The following is a 22,273-nucleotide window of genomic DNA, read 5'->3' on the forward strand; positions in this document are numbered from 1 at the left end:
AGGCCTCGAGGTGGCCGATGCACGCCGGCCCCGACGGCCGTGCCGCGCCCGCACCGCGACCCGCGCGTGTTCAGGCGGGCAGCGAGGCGAGCCAGTCGGTGAGGATCCGGTTGACCTCGGCGGGTCGTTCCTGCTGTATCCAGTGGCCGCAGTCGTCGAGGAGGTGGCAACCGGTCAGCCCGGGCAGTGTGGTGGGGTAGGCGTCGATCGCGTCGGCCAGCCACATGGTGGAGGCGTCCGAACGGCCGCCGATGAACACCGACGGCTGGGTGAGGGGCGCACCGTCGAGGGCGGCGAGGTCCTCCCAGTCGCGATCCATGTTGCGGTAGCGGTTCAGGGCCCCGGTCAGGCCGGTCCGTTCGAACTCCCCGGCGTAGACGTCGAGGTCGTGCTCACTGAGCCAGGCGGGGAGCCGGCCGGCGGGGAAGCGGTCGCGGAGCGCACCGTCGCGACCGGCGAAGTGCGGGTCCGGAGCGTCCGGGGCGGGCATGGTGTCGGCGGACATCGCGGCGTAGAAGCCCGCGAGCCAGCCCCGCACGTCGGGCTCGATCTCCGCCTCGGCCCGGCCCGGCCGCTGGAAGCGGGAGACGTAGAACTCCTCGTCTCCGCCCATGCGCGCGAACACCTCGCTGGGCCGCGGCCCGCCGTGCGGGGCGTAGGGAACACTGAGCAGCCCCACCGCGCGGAAGACCTCCGGCTCCAGCAGGGCGGAGTCGGCCGCGATAGTCGCACCCCAGTCATGGCCGACGATCACCGCCGACTCCTCGCCCAGGGCGCGCACCACCGCGACGTTGTCCGCCACCAGGTCGAGCATCCGGTAGGCGGCCACGTCACCGGGCCTGGAGGAGCGGCCGTAACCGCGGACGTCGATGGCGGCCGCCCGGTACCCCGCGGCGGCCAGTACGGGCAGCTGGTGGCGCCAGGAGTACCAGGACTCGGGGAAACCGTGCACGAGCAGCACCAACGGCCCGGTTCCCTGCTCGACCAGGTGAATCCGGCCCGCCGGTGAGGAGATGAGGCGGTGGGTGGGGTTCGTGACGCGCGATGACATGGTGCTCCCGTGTCCGTCGGTGCTTGTCCTGGGCCTGCCACGGGCGGCGCGGCTGCGCGGTGCCCGTGGCCCGGCGCCCATCCTGCTGCGGAGGGCCGCGCGAGACGGAGCCTTGTTGCCGTTCCGGCAAATCGTCGCTCGGGGCCCGTACGACGGCCGTGGCAGTCGGCCGGCCGCGCCCGGCGCGCTCGTACGCCCCCTCGCCGAGCTTGTCAGCCTCTTCCGGCGGCACTACTCTCGCCACGCCTTGGTGAACGGGAAATCCGGTGTGATGCCGGTGCGGCCCTCGCCACTGTGAATCGGGAAGTCCGGCTCCGGCCCCTCGCGGGCAGCCACTGGGTCCTCGTGACCCGGGAAGGCGGAGTCCGGGCGGTGGTACCCGTCAGCCAGGAGACCGGCCAAGGCGCGTCAACCATCCACGAGGTGCTGGAGAGGGTCTGTTCAGCCATGCACATAGCCGAGGGCTTCCTGCCCCCCGCGCACGCGATCGCCTGGGGCGTCGCATCCGCGCCGTTCGTCGTCCACGGAGTACGGTCGCTCACCCGTGAGGTCCGCGAGCACCCGGAGAGCACCCTGCTCCTCGGCGCCTCCGGAGCCTTCACCTTCGTGCTGTCGGCCCTGAAACTCCCCTCCGTCACCGGGAGTTGCTCGCACCCCACCGGCACCGGTCTCGGCGCCATCCTGTTCCGGCCACCCGTCATGGCGGTCCTCGGCACCATCACCCTGCTCTTCCAGGCGCTGCTGCTCGCCCACGGCGGGCTGACCACGCTCGGCGCCAACGTCTTCTCCATGGCGATCGCCGGGCCCTGGGCCGGATACGGGATCTACCGGCTGCTGCGGCGGTACGACGCGCCGCTGATGGTGGCCGTCTTCTTCGGTGCCTTCGTCGCCGACCTGTCGACGTACTGCGTCACCAGTGTGCAGCTGGCCCTCGCCTTCCCCGACCCGAGCAGCGGGTTCCTGGGCGCGCTCGGCAAGTTCGGCTCCATCTTCGCCGTCACGCAGATCCCGCTCGCGGTGAGCGAGGGGCTGCTGACCGTGCTGGTGATGCGCCTGCTGGTGCAGTCCAGCAAGGGCGAGCTGACCCGGCTGGGTGTGCTGGCGGCCGGTGAGCGGGCCGGGACGAGGACGACCGGGACCGGGGCGGTGGCGTGATGAGGAAGAGCACGAAGACCAACCTCCTGCTGCTGTTCCTCGTGGCCGCACTCGCCGTACTGCCCCTGGCCCTCGGCCTCGGCGACCACAAGGAGGAGCCGTTCACCGGTGCCGACGCCGAGGCCGAGACGGCGATCACGGAGCTCGAGCCGGACTACGAGCCGTGGTTCTCCCCGCTGTACGAACCGCCGTCCGGTGAGATCGAGTCGGCGCTGTTCGCCCTTCAGGCGGCCCTCGGCGCGGGTGTCCTCGCCTACTACTTCGGCCTCCGCCGGGGCCGCCGCCAGGGTGAGCGGCGGGCCGAGGCGCGGCGGCCGGACACCGAGGGCACCGGAACCGTCGCCGACGAGCCCGGGGCCCAAGAGATCCGAGAGGCCCAAGAGGTCGGAGAGGCCCGAGAGGCCCGAGAGGACCGAGAGGACCGAGGGGCCTGAGGTTCCGTGCTGCCGATCGACGCGGTGGCGCACAGCAGTCGCTGGCGCCACCGCCATCCCGTGGACAAGGCCGTGCTCGGGCTCGGGCTCACCCTGCTCGCGATCTCCCTGCCGCCCTGGCCGGGCGCGGTCCTGGTCCTCCTCACCGCGCTCGCCGTGCTGCTGGGCCCGGCGGGTGTGCCCGGCCGCCGGCTGTGGCGCGCCTACCGGGTGCCCCTGGGTTTCTGCGTGACCGGCTCGGCGACGCTGCTCCTCCAGGTCGGTGGCCCGGAGGGTTTCCTGTCCCTCGCCGACGGCGGACCCCGCCGCGCCGGGGAGCTGCTGCTGCGTACCTCGGCGGCCTCCCTCGGCGTGCTGGTGTTCGCCTTCACCACCCCGATGTCCGACCTGCTGCCCCGCCTGGTGCGGGCCGGGGTGCCCGCGCCGGTCGTGGACGTCGCGCTGGTGACGTACCGGATGAGCTTCCTGCTGCTGGACTCCGTGCGCCGGATCCGCGAGGCCCAGGCGGCCCGGCTGGGGCACACCACCCGGGCCGCGGCCTGGCGTTCCCTGGCCGGGCTCGGCGCCACCGCCTTCGTCCGGGCCTTCGACCGGGCGGCGCGGCTCCAGGCCGGGCTGGCCGGGCGGGGCTACGACGGCACCCTGCGCGTGCTGGTGCCCGAGGCCGGTGTCTCCGTGCGCTTCACGGCCGGCAGTGCCGTGCTCCTCGGGTGCGTGGCCGCCCTCACCTTCGTACTGAAAGCCTTTGTACTGAAAGGGCCGCTGTCATGAGCGAGCCGGCACTCGTCGCCCTGCGGAGCGCCTCCTTCGCGTACGAGGACGGGCCCTTCGTGCTCGGCGGCCTCGACTTCGAGGTGCGCGAGGGGCGCGCACTCGCCCTGCTGGGCCGCAACGGCACCGGCAAGACCACGCTGATGCGGCTGCTGAGCGGCGGGCTGCGGCCGGACACCGGAGAGCTGACCCTCGAGGGCCGGCCGGTCACCTACGACCGCAAGGGACTGACCCGGCTGCGGACGACCGTCCAGCTGGTCGTGCAGGACCCGGACGACCAGCTGTTCGCGGCGTCCGTCGGGCAGGACGTGTCGTTCGGGCCGCTGAACCTCGGCCTGCCGGACACCGAGGTACGGGCGCGGGTCGACGAGGCCCTCAGCGCCCTGGACATCGGTCACCTGGCCGACCGGCCCACCCACCTGCTGTCGTACGGGCAGCGCAAGCGGGCCGCGATCGCCGGGGCCGTCGCGATGCGGCCCCGGGTGCTGATCCTGGACGAGCCGACCGCGGGCCTCGACCCGGACGGCCAGGAGCGGCTGCTGGCCACCCTCGACGGGCTGCGCGGGAACGGCACCACGGTCGTCATGGCCACGCACGACGTGGACCTCGCCCTGCGCTGGGCCGACGAGGCGGCGCTGCTCACCCCGGACGGGGTGCGCACCGGGCCGGCCGTCACGATGCTGGCCCGTACGGACCTGCTCCGGCGGGCGGGCCTGCGGCTGCCCTGGGGCGTCGCGGCCGCGGAACTCCTGCGTGCGCAGGGTCTGCTCACCGGGTCCGCCGCCGGTCCCCGCACCCCGGAAGAACTGTCCGCGCTCGCGCGGGACCGTGCCGCCGCCTCCCGGATCCGTGCCGATGACTGAGGCGCCCCGCCTCCTTCCCGTCGGCCCGTTCGCCACGGTGATCCTGCCGCTACTGCCGGAAATGCCGGTGCGGGTACTCGCCCGCGACCATCACGTTCCGCACGCCCTCGCACGGCGGGCCGACCGCCAGGTGCACCGCCCCGGTGTGCTCGCCCCGGCCCGGGTCCAGGCCGCGCCGCCGGCCGGTCCGTACCGGCGTGACGACCGTCGTCGTCACGGTGCGCGCGTCGCCGTCGCACCAGGGCGCCCGGCCGGTCGTCATCGCCCTGCCGCCGCCGGTGGCCGGGGGTGCCCCGCACGGGCGCAGCCGAGCGTGGGGGAGGCCGCCGCGGAACCGGCGCGGGGCAGGCCACCAGGGCCCCGCACAGTACGGCCGAGGGCGGTCCCCAACGCGTCAGCGGCCTGCCTCCCCCGCCCGGACTCCCTGGTCGCTCGTACAGCGGCGGGCGAAGTCCAGGGTGCGGACGTAGCAGTCCGCCACGTCCTCGTCGGACAGGCCCACCCAGAGGTGGTTGCCGCCGGTGAGGAGGCGCAGGTCCGGGTGGTGCCCGGCCGCCCGCAGGGCCTCGGCGAGACGGACGGACTGCCGAGCGGGCACCAAGGCGTCGTCGGTGCCGTGCAGGATGAGGAACGGCGGTGCCTGGGGGCTCACGTGCGTGACCGGGCTGGCGTCACGCGCCGTCCCGGTCCGGTCCGCCGGGGCCCCGCCGAGCAGCAGGGCCTCGAAGGAGCCGGGATCGTGGGCGTCGTACGTTCCCTCGGGGCGGTCCTCCGCGAGTGCGGGCAGGTCGCTGGGGGCGTACCAGGTGACGCAGCCGGTGACGGTCGCGCTGTCGGCACGGGTGTGGTGGGTCAGCGCGGTCAGGGCGGCGAGGTGTCCGCCGGCGGACTCGCCCCACAGCACGGTCCGCGCGGTGTCGAGGCCGAGGTCGGCGGCGCGGGTGTGGAGCCAGGCCAGGCAGGCGGCCAGGTCGTCGGCCTGGGCGGGGTGCGGGGCCTCGCCGCTGAGGCGGTAGTCGGGGCAGGCCACGGCGAAGCCGGCCCGGGCCAGCCGGGCGAAGGGGCCCGGCCGCCAGGGGCGGAAGCGGGGGCCGAGGTCGTCGCGCAGACCCGTGCGCCAGCCTCCGCCGTGCACGAAGACGACGACCGGCACGGGTCCGCCGGCGTTCTCGGGGTTCTCAGGCAGCCAGAGGTCGACGGTCAGGGGGCGGATGCCGTCCGGGATCGCGTAGACGGCGCCGCGCAGGAGCCGCACGCCGGCGTCGGGGGCGGCCGGGTGCGGAAGGGGCAGTTCGGCCGGGTCGGGTGGTGCCAGCAGGTGCCGGGGAAAAGGCTCGGGGCCGGTGTCGGTCATGGTGGGAACCTTCGTCGGTCAACGGGCCGTGCGGGGCAGGACGCGGCGGGCGTTGGCGGTGGTGAGGGCGCGCCAGCTCGCGGCGCCCCCGGGGGCCGGGACGGCGTCGAGGCCAGCGACGTGGGCCTCCACCCCGGCGGCGGGGGTCCAGCAGTGGTCGCTGCCGTACAGGAGCCGGTCGGTGCCGGCGAGGTTCAGCAGGGCGGGGAGCTGCCGGGGCAGGGCGGGACCCGCGAGGTCGTAGTAGAGGCGGCCGAGCTGTTCGACGGCGTCGGGGGCTTCGGTGCCCGGCGGCATGAACATCTTCATGAAGCCGTTGATGCGGTCGGCCAGGACCGGCAGGGCGCCGCCGCAGTGCGGCACGATCACCGTGAGGTCGCGGTGGCGGTCCAGGGTGCCGGACATGAGCAGGTCGGTGACGGTGCGGGCGGTGTCGAAGATGAACTCGATCATCGGGCGGGGGCGTCCTAGGGCGGACTGCTCCCAGCACACCGGGGACGTCGGGTGCAGGAAGACCACCGCGCCGCGCCGGTCGAGCTCGGCCCAGACAGGCTCCAGATCCGGGTTGCCGAGGTAGGTGCCGTGGGTGTTGGTCTCCAGCACCACGCCGTCGGCGTCCAGGGTGTCGTAGGCGTGGGCGATCTCCTCCAGGGCGCCGTCGACGTCGGGGAGGGGCAGCGAGGCGAACAGGCCGAAGCGGCCCGGGTGCTCGCGTACGGTCTCGGCGCCGGCCTCGTTGACCTCGCGGGCCAGGCGGCGGGCGGCGGCGGCGTCGCCGAAGTGGACGCCCGGGGAGGAGACCGACAGCATCGAGGTCCCGATGCCACAGCGGTCCATCAGCTCCAGGTGGGCCTTCGCCGACCAGGAGGGCCAGGCGGGCACCCCGTCGGGGAGTTCGTGCCCGGCGGCGCGCGCCTGGCGGACGTAGGAGTCGGTGACGAAGTGGGCGTGGACGTCGATGTACGCGGGGGTGTCGATGTACGCGGGGGTGTCGTCGACGTGTGCGGGGGTGTCAGGAGACACGGGGTCTTCCTCCTTCTGCGGCGGGCGGCGGAGCGGCGGGGCGGCGGGTCAGGCGGTTGCGGACGGCGGTGGCGGCGCGTTCGCCGAGCACGATGCCGGCCAGCCCGGTCAGGCCGATGAGCGGCGGGGCGGGCGAGGTGATGTCCAGTGCCCAGTACACCGCCCCCATGAGCAGGCCGGCGGTGAAGGAGAGGGCGGCTGGGCGGAGGAAGGCGCGGGCGGCGACGGAGGTGCTCACAGGGCTCATCACAGGACCCCCGGCAAGGCCTGGCCCAGCAGCATGCCCAGCAGTCCGAGCAGTGCCACCGGCGGCGGTGCGGGCGACTTGACCCGCACCACCACGTACACCACGCCGACCAGCACACCGGCGAGCAGTGCCTTGAGATACGGCATGGATCTCGCTCAGCTTCCGGTGCGCCACTTGTGGTCGGGCAGGAAGTTCACGTCGTAGCGCTGCGGCACGGTGCCGAACTTGTGCGGCTCCGGTACGACCGTCCGCCGGGGCAGGCCGAGTTCGCCGGTGGGCTCACCGAGGGTCTCGAAGAACCGCTCGAAGGTGCCGCCCGGGCCGGCGGCCACGCCGACGATCCGGCTGTGGTGGCGCTCGATGCGGTAGGCGTGCGGGCAGTTCTTCGGGACGAAGCCGAAGTCGCCCACAGTGAGCAGCTTCTCGTGCTGCTCACCCTCCAGGTCCTCGACGAACAGGCGCACCGCGCCGTCGGTGATGTAGAAGACCTCGTAGGTGTCCGGGTGGGAATGGGCGGGGATGATGTCGCCCTTGGGGCCTTCGCAGGTGAAGAAGTTGAAGGTGTTCTCGGTCTGCTCACCGCCGGCATAGATGGTGAAGATGTCGTTGAAGAGGTGAGCACGGTCTCCCATGCCCTTCTCGATGAAGTACGGCTTGCCGGGCTCGGACGGGATGAACGAGCGGTCGCGGTACTGGGTGGCGAACTCGATGGTCATGATGGGCCTTCCTGAGGGCGAAGGACAGCACGTCGCCGATCCGGGGACGAGCGGCCGGCTGGGGTCGCGCACGTCGGCGACCTGCGGCAGCACGTGTCTTCCGGACGGGTGCTGCGGTAGCCGGCCGGGACTTCGGCGGCTCGTCCCGCGGCGGAACTTCCTTCACCCAAGTTAGATCCGGCGAGCGAGGGTGATCGGCGTACACTCGGGCACGCGATGAAGAAAAACGGACAGATCACGGCCGGGCGCAGCGCGGCCGCCATCCCGGCCGTGGCCTATCGCCCGACGCCCGGAAGACCACCGGGCCTGGAGGTCCTCGACCTTCCCGGACTCGCCGCCCGTGCCGACGAGCGGGAACTGCCCCTCACCGCGCCCGCCCGCCCGGCCTTCCACTTGATCATCGCGCTGCGGAGCGGGCGGCTGGAGTGCTCGGTGGACTTCACCTCGTACGTGCTCGGCCCGGGCGACTGGCTGTGGGTGTGGCCCGGTCAGGTGCTGCAGTTCCCGGGCGGGCACGGGGACGGCGACGCCACCGCGCTGGTCTTTCCGTCGGGCTTCCCCAGCTCCGCGACCGACGCCCTGATCCGGGACGGCGAACACGTCCCGGACCGCCTCGTCACGCCGGACCCGGCACGCCGGTCGGCACTGGACCGCCTCCTGGACACCCTGGTCGAGGAGCACGCCGGCCTCTCCGACCTGGCGTTGGAGGCGTACATCGAGACGCTGCGCAACCTGCTCTCGGTGATCCTCATCCGGCTCGTCCACCTCGCCGACCCGCGACGGCAGACGCAGTCCGGCACCAGCGAGCCGTTCCACCTGTTCCGCCGGGCCGTCGAGGAGGACTTCGGCAGGACCCACCGCGTCGAGGACTACGCCGCCCGGCTCGGCTACAGTCCCCGTACGCTCACCCGCGCCACCCGGGCGGCCCTCGGCTGCGGTGCCAAGCGGTACATCGACGACCGGGTGCTGCTGGAGGCGAAACGCCTGCTCATCCACACCGCGCTGCCACCGGCCACCATCAGCGAACGCATCGGGTTCGCCTACCCGACCGTCTTCAGTGCCTTCTTCCGGCAGCACACCGGCATGACACCGACCGAGTTCCGGTCCCTGACGAAGCCCTGAGGCTTCAGGGACCGTGCCGGTCCGCCGAAGAGCCGACGCCCTGCCCCCCGGGTATCTCGGCGAAGGAGTACGGCGGCCAGGGGCCCAGGAAGCGGATGCGGACGGCGGGCTGCTGTGCCCGGAGCTCGCTCAGTACGGTGCCCACGGCGTCGACGTCGTCTCCGTGGACGAGCAGCGCGGCGGACAGCACGTCGGTCTCCTGCGGAGCGCGGTGGGTCCGGCCGCGGTCGCGCAGGTCCTCGGCGACGGACAGCAGCCGGCGGCGGAGGCCGGCGTGCAGGGAGTCGGCGAGCCGTTCGGCGGTCTGCCGGCTGTGCTGCTCCTGCTGCTTGGCGAGCAGCCGGCGCAGTCCCGCCGACCGGCCGGCCAGTCGGCCGTCCCGTACTCCCGCACCCGCACCCGCACCCGCACCCGCACCTACAACATGCACATTCTCATCTGCGTCCGCATCCGCGTTCGCATCCGCCGTGTCCGCCATGCCCGCCGCGGGCATGGCCGTCCGGTCCAGGGTGACCTCCACGCGCAGTTCGCACCGGCCGTCGAGGGCGTCGAGCTGTTCGGTGATCCTCGGCGCCTGCTCGGTGACCCAGTCCGTCAGGCGCTGCTCCGCCGTCCGCTCACCGCCGGCCCCGTCGGCACCCGGGCCGCCGCCTGCGACCAGGACGTTGAAGGTGGTCGGCAGCAGGCTGCCGGTGCGCTCCCACACGGCGGTGACGGCCTCGCTCTGCTGGCCCACCCACCGGCGCACCTGCTCGTCGTCACCCTGGTAGGGGCTGGCCGGTGCGTCGTGGACCAGCGCCGCGAGGCCGGTGCCGGGCACGGGCAGCAGCCGTACGGGCAGGCCGTCGAGGCCGGTGACACCGTCGGCGGCCCCGTTCCGGTCGGGAAGCAGCGCGTACACGTACAGCGCGCCCTGCTCGCTCATGCTCCGGCCTCCTCCGCCCAGCGGCGCGGGTTGATCAGTTTGTCCACGACGTCGTCGACCACCTCGTCCAGCCCCCGGTGCAGATCGGCGACGGAGGAGGTGATGCCGTGGTCCTCCTTGATCTGTTCCAGTGCCTCGTCCAGTTCCAGTAGGGCGTCCGCGAGGCGTTCGCTCTCCTCCAGGGTGAGGTCACCGCCCTCGATGCGGCGCAGGGCCTGGCGTTCCAGGGCCTCCTGGATGACCTCGGTCAGGGTGAGCACGAGCGACAGCACGCCGTGCTTGAGGCTCTTCTCGTCGACGGTCAACGGCATGGTTCCGCACCTCCTGTCCGTTCTGCCTGCCTGTCCCGTATGTCCTCGCGTCCAGCTTCCTCATCCAGGCCACGGGGTCGTCGGCGGCCAGCTTCACCTCGGCCCCGTCCGCGGTGCGGAGAGCGAAGACGCTGCCGTCCCCCGCCGGACCGGTCCCGGCCGACCGCCGTACCGCGACGACGTCGGACGTACGGACGACCAGAGCGGGCCGGGAGTCCATGGGTGACCTCCACACCAGGCCGCCGCGGGTGAGCCGGCCCTGTCCGCCGCGCCACGACGGGCCGCCGCGGCGCGGCTCGTGGAACCACAGATGCCCCTCGAAGAGCCGCTCCTCCTCGACGGCCGGTGTGAACGGGAAGGCCGTGTCGAGCCGGCCGGCACACGCGTCGGCGAGCCGTTCGCGCAGCTTCTCGGGCTCCTGCGCCGACAGCAGTTCCTCCGTCCCGTCGGCCAGCGCCACCCGCAGACGCAGCCGCTCCTCGCCGCCGGCCGTCCGCTCCGGCTCCAGGCGGACGGCCCGGACGGCGCCGAGCTCGGCCTGCCACAGGATCTCCCGGGGCTCGTCGCGCAGGACCGCCAGGCGCTGGTCGGTCAGGTAGACGGTGCCGGGCCGCCAGCCGGTGTAGACGCCTCCGGTCAGCAGGTGGCCGCCGCTCATACGGCAGACGGCGCTCTCGCCCTCCCGCAGGTCGATACCGCGGCGGCGGGCCGACCGTTCGGCCCAGGCGCGGGTCGCCTCGTCCCAGTGGCGCATCATGCCGTACTCCAGCATCGTCTCCATGCCGGCGAGGGCCGCCCGGACGTTGACGCCGATCAGCGGGATGTCGGCCACAGCGACGATGAGGTCGAGGTGCAGGACCGCGCCCTTGTTCAGCAGGACCTCCACCAGGTCGTCCAGGGTGACCCGGGGGTCCCTCGTCGGCCGCAGCGGCGCCTGGTGAGCCGCGTCAGCCGTCATGCCGGGACGCCTCGCCGTCTTCCTCCACGGACGCCTCGTCGCTGTCGTCGCCCCCGCCGTCGTCGGAGCCGGTGACAGCGGGCAGACCGGCGCGGGACCCGGCGCGGGACTCCTGCTCCATCCGGGCCTGCGCGCTGCGCCAGCCGCACCACGGGCACCACTGGCGCAGCAACTGCTCGACGGGCACGCGCTTGCCGCAGTCGGGGCACGTCTCCTTCTCCTCGCGCGCCTCCCGCCAGGCCGCGGTCTCCACGTCCGTGCCCGCCGGGAACTCCAGTCCGTACCGGGCGGCCGTCTCGAAGGAGGCGAGCGCCGCGCGCAGGCGGATCCCCAGCAGTTCCACCCCGGCGACGGAGACCATGATGTCGGCGTTGAGGACGAGGCCCTTGTCCAGCAGCGTCTCCACCACGTGGGCGAGACTGCCCTCACCGGTGCGCGTGGGCTGCAGCGGCTGAACAGACCTGCTCCCCGTGCCGGCCGGCGGCACGCCCCGGCCGGCGGCGGGCGACGCGAAGACGCCCTCAGCCGCTGCGCCCCTCTCCAGGTGACTGCTCATTCCCCGCGCCTATCCGCTCCCCCACCGCTTACACGTGCGGCTCCCCCACGGCTTGCACCTGCGGCTTCCCGCGGCCGTCGCTAGGCCGCGGCCGCGACGTTCCCGAACTGCGTCCGGTACAGCTCCGCGTACCGCCCGCCCGCCGCGAGCAGTTCCTCGTGCGTGCCCCGTTCCACGATGCCGCCGGCCTCGACCACCAGGATCAGGTCGGCCGCCCGGACCGTGGACAGCCGGTGGGCGATCACCACGGCCGTACGTTCCTCCAGGGCCTCCGCGAGCGCCTCCTGGACGGCGGCCTCCGAGGTGTTGTCCAGGTGGGCGGTGGCCTCGTCGAGGATGACGACGCGCTGCCGGGCGAGGAGCAGCCGGGCGATGGTCATGCGCTGGCGTTCGCCGCCGGAGAGCCGGTAGCCGCGTTCGCCGACCACGGTGTCGAGGCCGTCGGGCAGGGACCGGACGAGCGCGTCGAGGCGGGCGCGGCGGAGTACGTCCCACAGGTCGTCGTCCGTGGCGTCGGGGCGGGCGAGCAGCAGGTTGGCGCGGACCGTGTCGTGGAAGAGGTGCCCGTCCTGGGTGACCATGCCGAGCGTCCCGCGCAGCGACGCGGCGCTCAGGTCGCGCACGTCGACGCCGCCGATCCGTACGGCGCCCGCGTCCACGTCGTACAGCCGGGGCAGCAGCTGCGCGACGGTCGACTTGCCGGCGCCGGAGGAGCCGACGAGCGCGATCGTCTGTCCCGGTTCGGCGCGGAAGGAGACGCCGTGCAGCACCTCGGCGCCGCCCCGGGTGTCGAGGGCGGCCACCTCCTCCAGGGATGCGAGGGAGACCTTGTCGGCCGAGGGGTAGCCGAAGCGGACGTCGTCGAACTCGACGGAGACCGGTCCCTCGGGCACCTCGCGGGCGTCCGGCTTCTCCTCGATCAGCGGCTTCAGGTCCAGCACCTCGAAGACGCGCTCGAAGCTGACCAGCGCGCTCATGACCTCCACGCGCGCCCCGGCCAGCGCGGTGAGCGGCGCGTAGAGGCGGGTCAGCAGCAGGGCGAGCGCGACGACGGCACCGGGTTCGAGGCCGCCGCGCAGGGCGTACCAGCCGCCGAGGCCGTAGACGAGGGCGAGCGCGAGAGCCGAGACCAGCGTGAGGGCCGTGATGAACGCCGACTGCGCCATCGCGGTACGGACGCCGATGTCCCGCACCCGCCGGGCCCGCGCCGCGAACTCCGCCGACTCGTCCCCCGGCCGCCCGAACAGCTTGACCAGCGTGGCGCCGGGCGCCGAGAAGCGCTCCGTCATCCGGGTGCCCATGGCCGCGTTCAGGTCCGCCGCCTCCCGCTGGAGCCCGGCCATCCGGCGGCCCATCCGGCGGGCGGGCACCACGAACACCGGCAGCAGGGCCAGCGCGAGCAGGGTGATCTGCCAGGACAGGGTGAACATCACCGCGCCCGTGAGCACCAGGGTGACCAGGTTGCCCACCACTCCGGAGAGCGTGTTGCTGAAGGCCCGTTGGGCGCCGATGACGTCGTTGTTGAGACGGCTGACGAGCGCTCCCGTACGGGTACGCGTGAAGAACGCGACCGGCATGCGCTGCACATGATCGAACACAGCCGTCCGCAGATCGAGGATGAGTCCCTCGCCGAGCGTCGCCGACAGCCAGCGGCCGAGCAGCCCGAAGGCCGCCTCGGCGAGCGCGATCAGGGCGATCAGCACGGCGAGGCGTACGACGAGCGATCCGTCGTCGCCCGAGACGATGGCGTCGACGACCCGGCCCGCGAGGACGGGCGTCGCGACGGCGAGGAGCGCGGTCACCACGCTCAGCAGGACGAACTGTGCGATACGGCGGCGGTGGGGGCGGGCGAAGACGGCGATCCGGCGCAGCGTCGCGCGGGCCAGCGGCCGGCGCTCCCGGGCGTGCATGACGCTGTACAGCTGGGTCCAGGCGGTGGTTTCCATGCTCATGTTCCGGACAGTAGGACCTCAAGCATCCTTGAGGTCAAGAAAGCCGCACACGCAGATGCGGCTTCTCCTTGTCCGGCGCGTCAACTGCCGCCCCCGCGCCCGCAACCTGCCGTTGCGGCGCCGCGTCCAACCTCTGTGGACGTGACGACCGTACGACTCATCGAGCGCACCAGGAACCTTCCACGCATCCCCGTCCGGCGCATCGCCATCCGGCGCATCCCTGTCCGGCGCATCCCTGTCCGGCAGATCCTCTGTCTGCTGCCGCTCGTGCTGGTCGCCGTGGTGGCCGTACGCCACCGGGCCGTGCTCGCCGAGGGCTTCCGGCATCTGGGCACGGCCGAGTGGCCGTGGCTGGCGGCCGCCGTCGGTACGACCTGTCTGACCTGGGTCGCGGCGGCGTGCGTCCGGCAGGGCGCGCTCGTCGAGCGGCTGCCCGCGCGGCGGCTGCTCGCCACGCAGTTCGCGGCGGGCGCGGCCAACCATCTGCTGCCCACCGGTCTGGGCGCGACCGCCGTGAACCTGCGCTTCATGACGGTGTGCGGGGTACCCCTGGGGCCCGCGTCCTCCGCGCTCGCGCTCTATCTGCTGGCGGAGTCGGTGGCCCGGGTGGCCCTGCTGCTGGTGCTGCTGGCCGCGTTCCCGGACGCGCTCCGGCTCGGCGCCCTCGTGCCGGATGCGGCCGTCGGCCTCCTGCTGCTCGCGGCGGGCGCGGTGCTGTGCGTCGTGGCGGCGGTTCTCCTGGCGGTACGGCGGGTGCGGGCGGCCGTACGGTCCTTCCTGCGCACCGCGCTGGGCGAGGCGCGCTCGGTGCACGCCCGGCCGGCCAGGGCGCTCGCCCTCTGGGGCGGCTCCTTCGCCTTCCCCCTGCTCCAGGCGGGCGGACTGGTCGCCGTGGGGCTGGCGCTGGACCTCGGCGTGTCCGTGCCGCACATGGTCGTCGCGTATCTCGCCGCCACGGCCGCGGTCGCGCTGGTGCCCACCCCGGGCGGCCTCGGCTCGGTGGACGCGGCGCTGGTCGTCGCGCTGGTGGCGGCCGGCGGCCCGGCGGCGGTGGCGACGGCGGTGGTGCTGGCGTACCGGATCATCACGATGTGGCTGCCGCTGCTGCCGGGGGCACTGACACTCGGGGCGCTGGTGCGGCTGAAGGTGATCTGAGCCGTCGGTGAGGCGTGAGGACGCCGGTGAGGTGGACGGGACCGCAGGTCCGGCGCCGAACGGCCGTACGTATGCGGCAGGATGACGGTCACACCCGATGTCGTACACACGTCCGGTCCGACGTCGGGTGAAGTCATGCAGACCGGCATCCGATCAGGTGGCAAGGTGACGACACTTCACATCCGGCCCGCGGCCGAGGCCCGTTCCCCGCGTCCTTCGGGAGGCGCCCGATGACGCGGGACCTCACCCTCGACGACCTCGTCATGGCCTCGGTCGCCCTGGCGGCGGGCCTCCTGGCGGCGTTCCTGCTGCGCATGCTGCTCCGCTGGCTGGGCCGGCACGCGTCGCGGACGCGGTGGAACGGCGACGACGTGATCGTCGACGCGCTGCGCACGGTGGTGCCGTGGTGCGCGATCACCGGCGGGGCGGCGGCCGCGACGGCGGTCCTGCCGCTGACGCGCACGATCGGGCACAACGTCAACCAGTTCCTGACCGTCCTGCTGATCCTCGTGACGACGATCGCCGCGGCCCGCGTGGTCGGCGGTCTCGTACGGACGTTCACGCAGTCCCGCGCCGGGGTCGCGGGCTCGGTCACGATCTTCGTCAACATCACCCGGGTCATGGTCGTCGCGCTCGGCTGCCTGGTGATGCTGCAGACCCTGGGCATCCCGATCGCCCCGCTGGTCACCGCCCTGGGCGTCGGCGGTCTCGCGGTCGCCCTGGCCCTCCAGGACACCCTCGCGAACCTGTTCGCGGGCATCCACATCCTCGCCTCGAAGACGGTCCAGGTCGGCGACTACATCCAGCTGACCAGCGGCGAGGAGGGCTATGTCGAGGACATCAACTGGCGGCAGACCACGATCCGCTCCCTCTCCAACAATCTGGTGATCATCCCCAACGGGAAGCTCGCCGGCACGAACATGACCAACTACAACCGGCCCGAGCAGGAGATGACCCTGCTGGTGCAGGTCGGCGTCGGCTACGACAGCGACCTGGAGCACGTGGAGCGGGTCACGTGCGAGATCGTGGCGGAGGTGATGACCGGGGTCGAGGGAGCGCTGCCCGAGCACGAGCCCGCCGTCCGCTTCCACACCTTCGGCGACTCGCGCATCGGCATGACAGTGATCCTCGGCGTCGGCGAGTTCGGCGACCAGTACCGGATCAAGCACGAGTTCATCAAACGCCTGCACCGCCGCTACCGGGACGAGGGCATCAGCATCCCGGCGCCCACCCGGACGGTCACCCTGCACCAGGGCACGGACACCCCGGCGCCGGCGATCCCGCACCAGCGGCAGACGGAGAAGACGGACGGAGCACCGCAGGTGCTCTGAGCGGCGGCCGGCCCGCGGCGGTGACGGTGTGCGGGCCGTGACCGCCGCCACGGCCCGCACCCGACGCGCTGCCGCACCGCTCCACCACCCGCACCGATTCACGGCCCGCGCCGATTCCCGGCCGGGCCCCTGTCGAGACCCGGTCCATCACGAGATATCTTGATGTCGAGCAATGTTGCAGACGTGGAGCGGAGCACCCGGTGACTGACTCGACCATCATCTACACCCACACGGACGAGGCGCCCGCACTGGCGACCTACTCGTTCCTGCCGGTGATCCAGGCGTACGCCGCGCAGGCCGGTGTGAACGTCGACACCCGTGACATCTCGCTGGCCGGGCGGATCATCGCCGTGTTCCCGGAGTACCTGACCGAGGACCAGCGCATCCCGGACGCCCTCGCGGAGCTCGGCGAGCTCGCGAAGACGCCCGCCGCGAACATCATCAAGCTGCCGAACATCTCGGCGTCCATCCCCCAGCTCAAGGCCGCGATCGCCGAGCTGCAGGGCCAGGGCTACGCGCTGCCGGCCTACCCGGACGACCCGAAGACCGACGAGGAGCGCGAGATCCGCGCCCGCTACGACAAGGTCAAGGGCTCCGCCGTGAACCCGGTGCTGCGCGAGGGCAACTCCGACCGCCGCGCCCCCGCGTCGGTGAAGAACTACGCCAAGACCCACCCGCACCGCATGGGCGCCTGGACCTCCGAGTCCAAGACCAACGTGACGACCATGGGCGCGGACGACTTCCGCTCCACCGAGAAGTCCGTCGTCATCTCCGAGGACGGCGCCCTGAAGATCGAGCTGGTCGCCGAGGACGGCGCCACCACCGTGCTGCGCGACTCGGTCCCCGTGCTCGCCGGTGAGGTCGTCGACGCCTCCGTGATGCGGGTGTCCGCGCTGCGCGAGTTCCTGACCGCGCAGGTCGCCCGCGCCAAGGAGGAGGGCATCCTCTACTCGGTGCACCTGAAGGCCACGATGATGAAGGTCTCCGACCCGATCGTCTTCGGTCACGTGGTGCGCGCCTTCTTCCCGAAGACCTTCGCGAAGTACGGCGAGACCCTCGCCGCCGCCGGCCTGACCCCGAACGACGGCCTGGGCGGCATCTACAAGGGCCTGGAGGCCCTGCCCGAGGGCGCCGACATCAAGGCCTCCTTCGACGCCGAGCTCGCCGAGGGCCCGGAGCTGGCCATGGTCGACTCGGACAAGGGCATCACCAACCTGCACGTCCCCTCCGACGTGATCATCGACGCCTCGATGCCGGCCATGATCCGCACCTCCGGCCACATGTGGGGCCCGGACGGCCAGGAGCACGACGCGCTCGCCGTCATCCCGGACAGCAGCTACGCGGGCGTCTACCAGGCCGTGATCGACGACTGCCGCGCCAACGGCGCCTTCGACCCGTCGGCCATGGGCACCGTCCCGAACGTCGGCCTGATGGCGCAGAAGGCCGAGGAGTACGGCAGCCACGACAAGACCTTCGAGGTCCCGGCCACGGGCACGGTCCGTCTGGTCGACCAGGCCGGCAACGTCCTGATCGAGCAGCCGGTCGCCGTCGGCGACATCTTCCGCGCCTGCCAGACCAAGGACGCCCCGATCAAGGACTGGGTGAAGCTCGCCGTCACCCGCGCCCGCGCCACCGGCGACCCGGCCGTGTTCTGGCTGGACGAGGACCGCGCCCACGACGCCAACCTCATCGCCAAGGTGAAGCAGTACCTGCCGGAGCACGACACCGAGGGCCTGGACATCCGCATCCTGAACCCGGTCGAGGCCACCAAGCTGTCGGTGGAGCGCATCCGCCGCGGCGAGAACACCATCTCCGTCACCGGCAACGTCCTGCGTGACTACCTGACCGACCTGTTCCCGATCCTGGAGCTGGGCACCAGCGCCAAGATGCTGTCGGTCGTCCCGCTGATGGCGGGCGGCGGTCTGTTCGAGACGGGCGCCGGCGGCTCCGCGCCGAAGCACGTCCAGCAGCTGGTCAAGGAGAACTACCTGCGCTGGGACTCCCTGGGTGAGTTCTTCGCCCTGGTCCCGTCCCTCGAGCAGTACGCGAAGACCACCGGCAACGCCCGCGCCCAGGTCCTCGCCGACACCCTCGACCGCGCCACGGCGACCTTCCTCAACGAGGACAAGTCCCCGACCCGTCGCGTCGGCGGCATCGACAACCGCGGCAGCCACTTCTACCTGTCCCTGTACTGGGCCCAGGAGCTGGCCCGGCAGACCGACGACGCCGACCTGGCCAAGGCCTTCGCCCCGCTCGCCGAGACCCTCGCGGCGAACGAGCAGAAGATCGTCGACGAGCTGATCGCGGCCCAGGGCAACCCGGCCGACATCGGCGGCTACTACCAGCCCGACCCGGCCAAGGCCGCCGCGGTCATGCGCCCGTCGGCCACCTGGAACGAGACGCTGGCGACGCTCGCCTGACATTCCGTCAGCCACCCGCGGGGCCGCCCCGCACCTCAGCCGCCCCGGCCGGAACGCACTCCGGCCGGGGCGGCCTGTTTTTCGTTCGCCTCCTCGTGCCCGTCCCCCACCGCGCACCGTCCCTCGCTTCAAGTCTTGACGTGTTTGGTTCAGACCTTTAGGTTCACCGATCACCAACGCATCAATAACGCGCTTGGCGTTCAACTACTTGAACGCAGTCTCGTCACCCCCCACCCCGCACGGGAGACAACCATGCGCAGATCGAGCACGCGGCCACCCTGGCTCCTCGCCCTCGCCTTGGCCGCGGCGGTCGGTTCGACCCTCCCCACCCCCGCTCACGCCGCCACGGCTCCGGAACCCCCGGTGTCCGCCGCGGCCCTGCCCACGGGCTGGGCCACCGTCGTCAACAAGGGCAGCGGCAAGTGCGTGGACGCGCGCGCCGCCGGCACGGCGGACGGTACGGCCGTGCAGCAGTACGCGTGCAACGGCACCCAGGCCCAGCACTGGCGCCTCCAGGACACGGGCGACGGCCGGGTCCGCGTCGACAACCGCAACGACGCCACCAAGTCCTGGGACGTCACCGGCGTCTCGGCGGCCGACGCCGCGCCCGTCCAGCTGTGGACGTACGGCGGCGGCGCCAACCAGCAGTGGCAGCCCGTCGCGGAGGCGGACGGCTCGTACCGCTTCGTCAACCGGCACAGCGGCAAGTGCCTCGACGTACCGAGCGCGTCCACCGCGGACGGCACGCAGCTCCAGCAGTACACGTGCAACGGCACAGCGGCCCAGTCCTTCTACGTGAGCGCGGTGGCCCCCGAACAGCCGCCGGGCACCCCGGACCTGGGCCCGAACGTCACCGTCTTCGACCCCTCCACCCCGGCCGCCACCATCCAGAGCAGCCTGAACGCGGCCTTCGCCCAGCAGGAGACGAACCAGTTCGGCACGGCCCGCAAGGCCTTCCTGTTCAAGCCGGGCACATACAGCGCGGACGCCAACGTCGGCTTCTACACGCAGGTGGCGGGCCTCGGCCTCTCCCCCGACGACGTGCACATACGGGGCGCGGTGCACGCGGAGGCCGACTGGTTCCAGGGCAACGCCACCCAGAACTTCTGGCGCAGCGCCGAGAACCTCTCGGTGACCCCGGCCTCGGGCACGGACCGCTGGGCGGTGTCGCAGGCGGCGCCGTACCGCCGGATGCATCTGCGGGGCAACCTCCAGCTCGACGACGGCGGCTGGTCCAGCGGCGGCCTGCTGGCCGACACGAAGATCGACGGCCAGGTGCGCTCCGGCTCCCAGCAGCAGTGGCTGTCGCGCAACACCGAGTGGTCCTCGTGGACGGGCTCCAACTGGAACATGGTCTTCGTCGGCGCCCGCAACGCCCCCGCGAACAGCTTCCCGAACCCGCCCTACACGACGGTCGACCGCACCCCGGTCTCCCGCGAGAAGCCGTTCCTGTACGTCGACTCGGCAGGCGCCTGGAAGGTCTTCGTACCCGCCGTGCGCAGGGACTCCAGCGGCACGACATGGAGCGCCGGCACCCCGGCGGGCACGTCCCTGCCGCTGTCGGACTTCTTCGTCGTCAAGCCGGGCGCGACGGCGGCCCAGCTGAACAGCGCGCTGGCCGCGGGCAAGCACCTCCTCGTCACCCCCGGCGTGTACCACCTGGACCAGACGCTGCGGGTGACCCGCGCGAACACGGTGGTGCTCGGCCTGGGCCTGGCGACCTTCGTCCCGGACAACGGCGTCACCGCGATGACGGTCGCCGACGTGGACGGCGTCAAGCTGGCCGGCTTCCTCGTCGACGCGGGCCCCGCCAACTCCTCCCAGCTCATGGAGATCGGCCCGAACGGCTCCGCCGCCGACCACTCCGCCAACCCCACCTCGCTGCACGACGTGTTCTTCCGCGTGGGCGGCGCGGGCGTCGGGAAGGCGACCACCAGCCTGACCGTCAACAGTGACGACGTGATCGGCGACCACCTGTGGATCTGGCGCGGCGACCACGGCGACGGCGTCGGCTGGAACACGAACACCGCCGACACCGGCCTGATCGTGAACGGCGACGACGCCACGATGTACGGCCTGTTCGTCGAGCACTACCAGAAGCACCAGACCATCTGGAACGGCAACGGCGGCCGCACGTACTTCTACCAGAACGAGATGCCCTACGACCCGCCGAACCAGGCGGCCTGGATGAACGGCTCCACCCAGGGCTACGCGGCCTACAAGGTCGCCGACTCCGTCATGAGCCACCAGGTGTACGGCTTCGGCAGCTACTGCTACTTCAACGTCAACCCGGGTGTGACCGCCGAGCACGCCATCGAGACCCCGAACCGCCCCGACGTCCGCTTCCGGAACATGGTGACCGTCTCCCTCGGCGGCACGGGCACCATCCGCCACGTCGTCAACGACCGCGGCGGCCCGTCGAACAGCTCCACCAACGTGGCCAACCTCGTCAGCCACCCCTGACACGACGACACGACAAGAGCCCCGCGGGTTCTCACCCGCGGGGCCCTTCACTGTCGGGACGACAGGATTTGAACCTGCGACCCCTTGACCCCCAGTCAAGTGCGCTACCAAGCTGCGCCACGTCCCGATGCGCTGACGCGGTCTCCCGCGCGATTGCGCACGTCAAGCCTACCGCATGCGGCGGACGGGACCGACCTCCGGCCCCGGCCCCGGTATGCGCACGCGGCGGTACGGGCAGATCGGGGCACGGAGCCGAGGACGGAGGGGCACGCCGGGCGAGTACGCCGGTGAAGCATCGTGGGGAGCTGATGAACTCGGCACCGTCCGCACCGCTCGACGTCCGGCCGGTCGCCGGGTTCACAGACGCCGAGATCCACGGCGTGGACCTGGCCGCTCCGCCGGCGGACGAGACCGTCACCGGCATCCGCGCGGCACCGCTGCGCCGGAAGGTGCTGTTCTGCCCGGACGTGTCGCCCTCCGGGACAACCGCGCCACCAGCGCCTCGCTCCGAGCGACAACGCCCACCTGGACTTCCCGCGCATCATGCACCGGGTCATGACGGCCGGGGAGGTCCCGGTGGGCGTGGACGGGTCGTCCTCGGAGCCGATCGCCAAAGAGCCCCTGCACCGTCCCGCGGCGGACTGAAGAGGGTCGCGAGAAGGACGGAAGAGGGCTCCTCCTCGTCAGGCGTTGGGGTCGAACGCGATACCCGAAGGTTTGGCCGCCGACAGGTGGGAGGCGAAACTGCCGTCCTTCAGGCCGAAGTTGGCGCTGCCCCAGTTGGCCTGGCTCAGCTTGTCGCGCAGGCCCGCGGGGTAGCCGTTCCAGCCGACCAGCGCGGGGTACTGCCAGGTGCCCTTGTGGTTCTCCGGGGGCTCGTCGCCCGAGGTCGCGGGGCGGAAGCAGTGCGTGCTCACGCCGTCCTTGTGGTAGACGATCTTGGGGTGGGTGCCGTCCCAGCGGATCCGGTCCCTGGCGTAGACGTCGAAGGCGCCGTGGGCCGAGGTGGACACGTACTGGGCCTGGCCGTTCTGCACCCACACCACGACGTGCTCCCAGTCGTGCCGGTGCCCGCCGAGGCTGCTGCCGGCCACGGCCTGGTCCTTCTCGAAGTACAGGCCGTAGACGACGGCGCACCAGCCGTTGTTGCACTTGTAGCGGGAGTAGCCGTTGGTGTTGTCGAGGTCCGAGGCGTCGCGGCACTGGCCGTTGAGGGCGCCGGTGGGGTTGAGGCCGCCGTTGAGGGTGCCGTCGGGGCCGATGGCGGGGGTGGGGTAGCAGCCGTCCGTGTCGTAGTCGTAGGCGGGCTGGAAGGTCTGCTCCAGCGTTTCCGCGTTGGCCAGCAGCGCCGTGGGCGGGGCCGCGAGGGCACTGCCGGGGAAGGCGACCACCAACGCGACGGCGCTGCCGAGAATGAGGGATGCTCTGCGGATCCGCGAGCTCTTCTGCACTGCGTCCTCCTGATC

At 72.4% G+C, this 22,273-nt stretch carries 22 protein-coding genes, 1 tRNA gene, 1 pseudogene and 1 riboswitch; of the genes and pseudogenes, 10 read left to right on the top strand and 14 right to left on the bottom strand.

Features of this window, described 5'->3' with window-relative positions; genetic code table 11:
• Positions 1 to 70 precede the first annotated feature (70 nt).
• Positions 71 to 1,051, bottom strand: a complete 981-nt coding sequence (locus IE242_RS35100) for an alpha/beta fold hydrolase (RefSeq protein WP_189866764.1) — start codon at positions 1,049 to 1,051, stop codon at positions 71 to 73.
• 231 nt (positions 1,052 to 1,282) lie between these two features.
• Positions 1,283 to 1,468, top strand: a riboswitch (cobalamin riboswitch).
• Between the two features lie 30 nt (positions 1,469 to 1,498).
• Between IE242_RS35100 and IE242_RS35105 the strand changes: the two genes are divergently transcribed.
• From IE242_RS35105 to IE242_RS35120, 4 genes are read left to right on the top strand one after another with little or no spacing between them, the layout of a single operon-like run.
• Positions 1,499 to 2,206, top strand: coding sequence for an energy-coupling factor ABC transporter permease (locus tag IE242_RS35105; RefSeq protein WP_189866861.1), 708 nt, complete (start codon positions 1,499 to 1,501; stop codon positions 2,204 to 2,206).
• Positions 2,206 to 2,640 carry an energy-coupling factor ABC transporter substrate-binding protein gene (locus IE242_RS35110; protein WP_229859879.1) on the top strand — a complete coding sequence of 145 codons (435 nt, stop codon included), beginning with the start codon at positions 2,206 to 2,208 and terminating at the stop codon, positions 2,638 to 2,640. The genes IE242_RS35105 and IE242_RS35110 overlap by 1 nt, the downstream gene beginning before the upstream one ends.
• A gap of 6 nt (positions 2,641 to 2,646) precedes the next feature.
• Entirely contained in the window at positions 2,647 to 3,411 is a 765-nt protein-coding gene (gene cbiQ / locus IE242_RS35115) for a cobalt ECF transporter T component CbiQ (protein ID WP_189866766.1), read from the top strand.
• A complete protein-coding gene (locus tag IE242_RS35120; protein WP_189866768.1) occupies positions 3,408 to 4,274 on the top strand; it encodes an energy-coupling factor ABC transporter ATP-binding protein in 867 nt (288 codons plus the stop codon). Before cbiQ ends, IE242_RS35120 begins: the two co-directional genes overlap by 4 nt.
• A gap of 49 nt (positions 4,275 to 4,323) precedes the next feature.
• Here the strand turns inward: IE242_RS35120 and IE242_RS35125 are convergent, their stop codons facing one another.
• From IE242_RS35125 to IE242_RS35150, 6 genes are all read right to left on the bottom strand, one after another.
• Complete coding sequence (locus tag IE242_RS35125; RefSeq protein ID WP_189866770.1) at positions 4,324 to 4,536, bottom strand: hypothetical protein; 213 nt, start codon at positions 4,534 to 4,536, stop codon at positions 4,324 to 4,326.
• Between the two features lie 132 nt (positions 4,537 to 4,668).
• A complete protein-coding gene (locus tag IE242_RS35130; protein ID WP_189866772.1) occupies positions 4,669 to 5,628 on the bottom strand; it encodes an alpha/beta hydrolase in 960 nt (319 codons plus the stop codon).
• Between the two features lie 18 nt (positions 5,629 to 5,646).
• On the bottom strand, positions 5,647 to 6,606 hold the full coding sequence (locus IE242_RS35135) for an amidohydrolase family protein (protein WP_189866863.1): 960 nt from the start codon (positions 6,604 to 6,606) through the stop codon (positions 5,647 to 5,649).
• Positions 6,607 to 6,640: 34 nt separating this feature from the next.
• Positions 6,641 to 6,889 (bottom strand): DUF1427 family protein, encoded by a 249-nt coding sequence (locus IE242_RS35140; protein WP_189866774.1) that lies wholly within the window; start codon positions 6,887 to 6,889, stop codon positions 6,641 to 6,643.
• Positions 6,890 to 6,897: 8 nt separating this feature from the next.
• Complete coding sequence (locus tag IE242_RS35145; RefSeq protein WP_189866776.1) at positions 6,898 to 7,044, bottom strand: DUF1427 family protein; 147 nt, start codon at positions 7,042 to 7,044, stop codon at positions 6,898 to 6,900.
• A gap of 9 nt (positions 7,045 to 7,053) precedes the next feature.
• Positions 7,054 to 7,614, bottom strand: coding sequence for a quercetin 2,3-dioxygenase (locus IE242_RS35150; protein WP_189866778.1), 561 nt, complete (start codon positions 7,612 to 7,614; stop codon positions 7,054 to 7,056).
• A 216-nt stretch (positions 7,615 to 7,830) separates the two neighbouring features.
• Between IE242_RS35150 and IE242_RS35155 the strand changes: the two genes are divergently transcribed.
• Entirely contained in the window at positions 7,831 to 8,736 is a 906-nt protein-coding gene (locus IE242_RS35155) for a helix-turn-helix transcriptional regulator (RefSeq protein WP_189866780.1), read from the top strand.
• Between the two features lie 4 nt (positions 8,737 to 8,740).
• Here IE242_RS35155 and IE242_RS35160 read toward each other — a convergent pair whose 3' ends face one another.
• The 5 genes from IE242_RS35160 to IE242_RS35180 form a co-directional block, all read right to left on the bottom strand.
• The gene (locus tag IE242_RS35160; protein WP_189866782.1) at positions 8,741 to 9,661 is read right to left on the bottom strand and encodes a GvpL/GvpF family gas vesicle protein; all 921 of its coding nucleotides are present in this window, start codon (positions 9,659 to 9,661) and stop codon (positions 8,741 to 8,743) included.
• Positions 9,658 to 9,921: a gas vesicle protein GvpK gene (gene gvpK / locus IE242_RS35165; protein ID WP_229859882.1), complete on the bottom strand. Its 264-nt coding sequence runs from the start codon at positions 9,919 to 9,921 to the stop codon at positions 9,658 to 9,660. The genes IE242_RS35160 and gvpK overlap by 4 nt, the downstream gene beginning before the upstream one ends.
• A complete protein-coding gene (locus IE242_RS35170; protein ID WP_229859884.1) occupies positions 9,851 to 10,930 on the bottom strand; it encodes a gas vesicle protein in 1,080 nt (359 codons plus the stop codon). Before IE242_RS35170 ends, gvpK begins: the two co-directional genes overlap by 71 nt.
• Entirely contained in the window at positions 10,920 to 11,486 is a 567-nt protein-coding gene (locus tag IE242_RS38775; protein ID WP_271208654.1) for a gas vesicle protein, read from the bottom strand. The genes IE242_RS35170 and IE242_RS38775 overlap by 11 nt, the downstream gene beginning before the upstream one ends.
• Before the next feature lie 80 nt (positions 11,487 to 11,566).
• The gene (locus IE242_RS35180) at positions 11,567 to 13,432 is read right to left on the bottom strand and encodes an ABC transporter ATP-binding protein (RefSeq protein WP_189866867.1); all 1,866 of its coding nucleotides are present in this window, start codon (positions 13,430 to 13,432) and stop codon (positions 11,567 to 11,569) included.
• A gap of 237 nt (positions 13,433 to 13,669) precedes the next feature.
• Here IE242_RS35180 and IE242_RS35185 point away from each other — a divergent pair, with 237 nt between their 5' ends.
• The 4 genes from IE242_RS35185 to IE242_RS35200 all read left to right on the top strand — a co-directional run bounded on the left by IE242_RS35185 (position 13,670) and on the right by IE242_RS35200 (position 20,807).
• Positions 13,670 to 14,593, top strand: coding sequence for a lysylphosphatidylglycerol synthase transmembrane domain-containing protein (locus IE242_RS35185; RefSeq protein WP_373299671.1), 924 nt, complete (start codon positions 13,670 to 13,672; stop codon positions 14,591 to 14,593).
• 230 nt (positions 14,594 to 14,823) lie between these two features.
• Positions 14,824 to 15,924, top strand: coding sequence for a mechanosensitive ion channel family protein (locus IE242_RS35190; protein ID WP_189866786.1), 1,101 nt, complete (start codon positions 14,824 to 14,826; stop codon positions 15,922 to 15,924).
• A gap of 200 nt (positions 15,925 to 16,124) precedes the next feature.
• Complete coding sequence (locus IE242_RS35195) at positions 16,125 to 18,344, top strand: NADP-dependent isocitrate dehydrogenase (protein WP_189866787.1); 2,220 nt, start codon at positions 16,125 to 16,127, stop codon at positions 18,342 to 18,344.
• A 252-nt stretch (positions 18,345 to 18,596) separates the two neighbouring features.
• The gene (locus tag IE242_RS35200; RefSeq protein ID WP_189866789.1) at positions 18,597 to 20,807 is read left to right on the top strand and encodes a pectate lyase-like domain-containing protein; all 2,211 of its coding nucleotides are present in this window, start codon (positions 18,597 to 18,599) and stop codon (positions 20,805 to 20,807) included.
• A 53-nt stretch (positions 20,808 to 20,860) separates the two neighbouring features.
• On the opposite strand, the gene IE242_RS35205 is transcribed toward IE242_RS35200, so the two are convergent.
• Positions 20,861 to 20,934, bottom strand: a tRNA-Pro gene (locus IE242_RS35205).
• Between the two features lie 333 nt (positions 20,935 to 21,267).
• Between IE242_RS35205 and IE242_RS38360 the strand changes: the two are divergent.
• Positions 21,268 to 21,452: pseudogene (locus tag IE242_RS38360) on the top strand (TauD/TfdA family dioxygenase); the annotation flags it as partial.
• Positions 21,453 to 21,490: 38 nt separating this feature from the next.
• On the opposite strand, the gene IE242_RS35210 reads toward IE242_RS38360, so the two are convergent.
• Positions 21,491 to 22,258, bottom strand: coding sequence for an NPP1 family protein (locus tag IE242_RS35210; RefSeq protein WP_189866791.1), 768 nt, complete (start codon positions 22,256 to 22,258; stop codon positions 21,491 to 21,493).
• Positions 22,259 to 22,273: the final 15 nt, after the last annotated feature.

The organism is Streptomyces poonensis (assembly GCF_014650915.1).
In the GTDB taxonomy this organism is placed as follows: Bacteria; Actinomycetota; Actinomycetes; order Streptomycetales; family Streptomycetaceae; genus Streptomyces; species Streptomyces poonensis.